Raw genomic sequence first — 3,163 nt, 5'->3', positions numbered from 1 at the left:
GTGCTCGGCATCCGAGCACCGCGCGCGAACGCGTCCGCTGCGGGGGCGGCGGCGAAGACGGCGCCCGAGACCGCGTCCACGGCGGGTTGAGCCGGGGCGTCGATCGCCGACCCGCCTCGGCTCCACCGACGCCGACACCGACACCGACACCGACACCACGCGTGGGTGGCGTGACGGGAAAGCCTCTGCCGCGGCACGCCGGCATCGCCTACGGTCGTCGCCATGGGCGAAACCGTTGATCTGTCGGCGATGTTGCTTCGTGACGAGACCGGCCGGGGACTCACCGGCTATCTCGCCCGCCCGAAGGGCAAGGGCCCGTGGCCGGGTGTGGTCGTCCTGTACGAGGGCACGGGCCCGGACGCGGTCAACCGCCGGCACGCGGACCGGATGGCCGAGACCGGCTACCTGGCGCTGATGCCGGACCTCTATCACGGTCGCAGCCCGAACCGATGCCTGATCTCGATGATGCGCGCGGTATCGACCGGGCGCGGTCGGCCGTACGCCGACATCGAGGCGGCCCGGCAGTGGTTGTCGGCCGCGACGGAGTGCACCGGCCGGATCGGGGTGATCGGCTTCTGCATGGGCGGCGGCTTCGCGCTGGTGCTCGCCGGGCAGGGCACCTATGACGTGGCGGCGGCCAACTACGCCCAGTTGCCCCGCGATCCGGACGTCGCGCTGCGCGGCGCGTGCCCGATCGTCGCCTCGTACGGCGGCCGGGACAAGGCCTTTGGCGGCGCCGCCGTCAAGCTGGAGGCGGCGCTGCGTCGCGCCGGCGTCGAGCACGACGTCGAGCTGTATCCGGACGCGGGCCACTCGTTCCTCAACGAGGCCGACAACGCGGCGCCGCTGCTGCGCCCGGTGCTGCGCCGCATCCTGGGCATCGGCCCCGAACCGGTCGCCGCCGCCGACGCGTGGCAACGCATCGAGACCTTCTTCGCCCGCCACCTGGCACCCGACGCACCCACCGGGCCCGGGACGGAGCCGGCGGCCGACCACGCAGCCGAGCCGGCAGCCGAGCAGGCGACGGACACACCGACCGACTGACCACACCGGCCCCGGACCGCACCCGCACCCCAGCCGCGCCCGCACCCCAGCCGCGCCCGCGCTACTCCCGGGGGCTACGCGAGGTACATCTCCAACTGGATGTCGTTCGGGTCGCGGAAGGCGATCAGGGTGAAGCCGGTCGAGGGGGTGACCCGGATTCCCGAGTGGGTGACGCCGGCCTCGGTCAGCCGGGCCTCCCACGCCTCCAGCTCGGCGCGGGTGTCCACCGTGAAGGCCAGGTGGTCGAGGCCGGTCGTGCGTTCGTTGAACGCCGCGCCGGCGTCGGCGTGCCGGTGCCGGGTGAGCGCGACCACCACACCGCCGGGGTGGCGCATGATCCGCCGGTCGAAGTCGTCCGTGTCCCACGGGAACACCGGTACGAAATCCAGGACTTCGGAGTACCACCGGATCGACGCGTCCAGGTCGCGGACGTTCAGCGCGACGTGATGGACCCCGGAGAAGCTCGCCTTCGACACGTGTTCCGCCCTTCGTGGCCGACCGTACCCGCTCACCCGTTCGAGCGGGATCGCCCGAGCCTACTGCCCGAGGTCATGCCCCTCGCGCGCGGCCGACCGCGCGATCGCCGTCGCGGCGTACGCGGTGTGCGCCCGTACCTGCGGCAACCACTCCTGCCAGTCCTCGTCCTCGGCGCCGAGATAGCCGGCCCGCGCGCGAGCGAGTACGGGCCGATGCTCGACCGGCAGCCGTGCGAGCACCCAATCGGCCGCGGCGTCCTTGGAGTGGATCGTCCCGGTCTCCAGCGTCGTCCGGATCCGTGCCAGGGTGAGCAGCACGTTGCGGGTGTCGGTCTCCGCCTCGGCGAGCAACTCCGGTACGCCGGCCACGATCGCGCGCCGCAGGTCCGCGTGCGGGACCGGGTCGAGCACCTCGTCCGGCGGCGGTCCCACCAGAGCGGCCCGGCCGAGCAACACCATCGTGAGCAGCGGTGCCAGGTCCGGGCTCGGCTCCGGTGCCGGCGTCGTGCCGCGCTCGTACTCGGTGCGCAGCCATTCGCCGTATTGGAACTCGCAGCGCGGCGGATAGCGCCACGGCCGGACCTCGGATTGCACGACCACGGTCAACTCCACGGGCCGGGCGGGGCCGCCGAGGGCCCGCTCGCCGGAGATCGCGAGCAGGCCCTCGACCAGTGCCCGTCGCCGCACGGCCGTGGTGGCCCGGCGGACGACGACCAGCACGTCCACGTCACTGCGTGGCCGCAGTCCACCGAGCACCGCGGAGCCGTGCAGGTAGGCGCCGACGATCTGCTCCGCGCCGAGCGTGTCGCGGACCAGTCGAACGATGTCCTCGGTGGATGCCATCGGGGTTCCTCAGCTCAGGATCGGCGTCGTCTGGGCCGACGCGATGCGCCAGCCGTCGTCCTCCTTGACCATGACATAGGTGAGTTGCCCGGAGGACGCGGGCAGGGCGGGGGTCGCCGAATCCTCGCGGTCGACATCCTCGCGCCGGTCGAAGACCCGCTTGAGGCACGCCACGATCGCCACGTCCGGGCGCACGAAGTGCACGTCCTGGATCTCGGCGGTGGTGGCCACATCGGCCAGCGGCGAGGCCATCGCCCCGCGCATCGCCTCGGTCAGCGTGTCCCGGCCCGAGACCCGCCGGCCGCCGAAGTTGACGATGTTCACGTGTGCGGTGTGCAGCGGGATGAACGTGTCGACGTCGTTCTGGAGCCGCACGGCATCCGCGACGAGTAGTTGGATGGCGGCGAGGTCGGCCGATTCGGTGCTCATTGGAACTCTCCCGTTGCCAGAGGTTGTTGCCGAGGACCGAGCGCCCCCTGGAGAGGAGTATGGAACTTCAAGGAAACTTGAGGTCAACCGGTCTCGCGCGGCACTCCGAAGCGTGTGGGCGGACCCCGACAACGCAACGGTCCGCCGACGTCCGACCGGAGTCGGGGCGTCGGCGGACCGGAGCCGGGGCGCACGCGGGGGTCACGCCTGCTTGGCCTCGATCTCCAGGACGATGGTGATCTTGTCGCCGACCGCCGCGCCGGCCGGGCCGCCGGTGACGCCGAAGTCGCCGCGGCTGATCTCGGTGGTGGCGGTGAAGCCCGCGACCGGGCTGCCGTCGAAGCCGGTGCCGAAGCCGTTGAGTTCGAGTT

5 protein-coding genes are annotated in these 3,163 nt (G+C 72.3%); 1 reads left to right on the top strand and 4 read right to left on the bottom strand.

Annotation, left to right across the window (positions count from 1 at the left end):
- The first annotated feature begins 222 nt into the window (after positions 1 to 222).
- Positions 223 to 1,044: a dienelactone hydrolase family protein gene (locus ACFXMF_RS47310; RefSeq protein WP_360310764.1), complete on the top strand. Its 822-nt coding sequence runs from the start codon at positions 223 to 225 to the stop codon at positions 1,042 to 1,044.
- A 74-nt stretch (positions 1,045 to 1,118) separates the two neighbouring features.
- On the opposite strand, the gene ACFXMF_RS47305 is transcribed toward ACFXMF_RS47310, so the two are convergent.
- The 4 genes from ACFXMF_RS47305 to ACFXMF_RS47290 form a co-directional block, all read right to left on the bottom strand.
- Positions 1,119 to 1,520 carry a VOC family protein gene (locus ACFXMF_RS47305; protein WP_360310766.1) on the bottom strand — a complete coding sequence of 134 codons (402 nt, stop codon included), beginning with the start codon at positions 1,518 to 1,520 and terminating at the stop codon, positions 1,119 to 1,121.
- 60 nt (positions 1,521 to 1,580) lie between these two features.
- On the bottom strand, positions 1,581 to 2,363 hold the full coding sequence (locus tag ACFXMF_RS47300) for an aminoglycoside adenylyltransferase family protein (RefSeq protein ID WP_360310768.1): 783 nt from the start codon (positions 2,361 to 2,363) through the stop codon (positions 1,581 to 1,583).
- 9 nt (positions 2,364 to 2,372) lie between these two features.
- Complete coding sequence (locus ACFXMF_RS47295; RefSeq protein WP_360310770.1) at positions 2,373 to 2,792, bottom strand: SgcJ/EcaC family oxidoreductase; 420 nt, start codon at positions 2,790 to 2,792, stop codon at positions 2,373 to 2,375.
- A 201-nt stretch (positions 2,793 to 2,993) separates the two neighbouring features.
- Positions 2,994 to 3,163: YceI family protein (locus ACFXMF_RS47290; protein ID WP_380021304.1), on the bottom strand; the 170-nt coding region annotated here is incomplete at its 5' end.

The sequence above is a fragment of the Embleya sp. NPDC059213 genome (assembly GCF_042754445.1).
GTDB lineage: Bacteria > Actinomycetota > Actinomycetes > Streptomycetales > Streptomycetaceae > Embleya.
The sequence above is the reverse complement of the archived record's forward strand: the minus strand, read 5'-3'. Positions and strand labels throughout refer to the sequence as shown.

What these genes read in the sequence shown, in the direction of transcription:
- ACFXMF_RS47300 (WP_360310768.1), bottom strand. Translation starts at nt 2,363, where the DNA reads ATGGCATCCACCGAGGACATCGTTCGACTGGTCCGCGACACGCTCGGC.
- ACFXMF_RS47295 (WP_360310770.1), bottom strand. Translation starts at nt 2,792, where the DNA reads ATGAGCACCGAATCGGCCGACCTCGCCGCCATCCAACTACTCGTCGCG.
- ACFXMF_RS47310 (WP_360310764.1), top strand. Translation starts at nt 223, where the DNA reads ATGGGCGAAACCGTTGATCTGTCGGCGATGTTGCTTCGTGACGAGACC.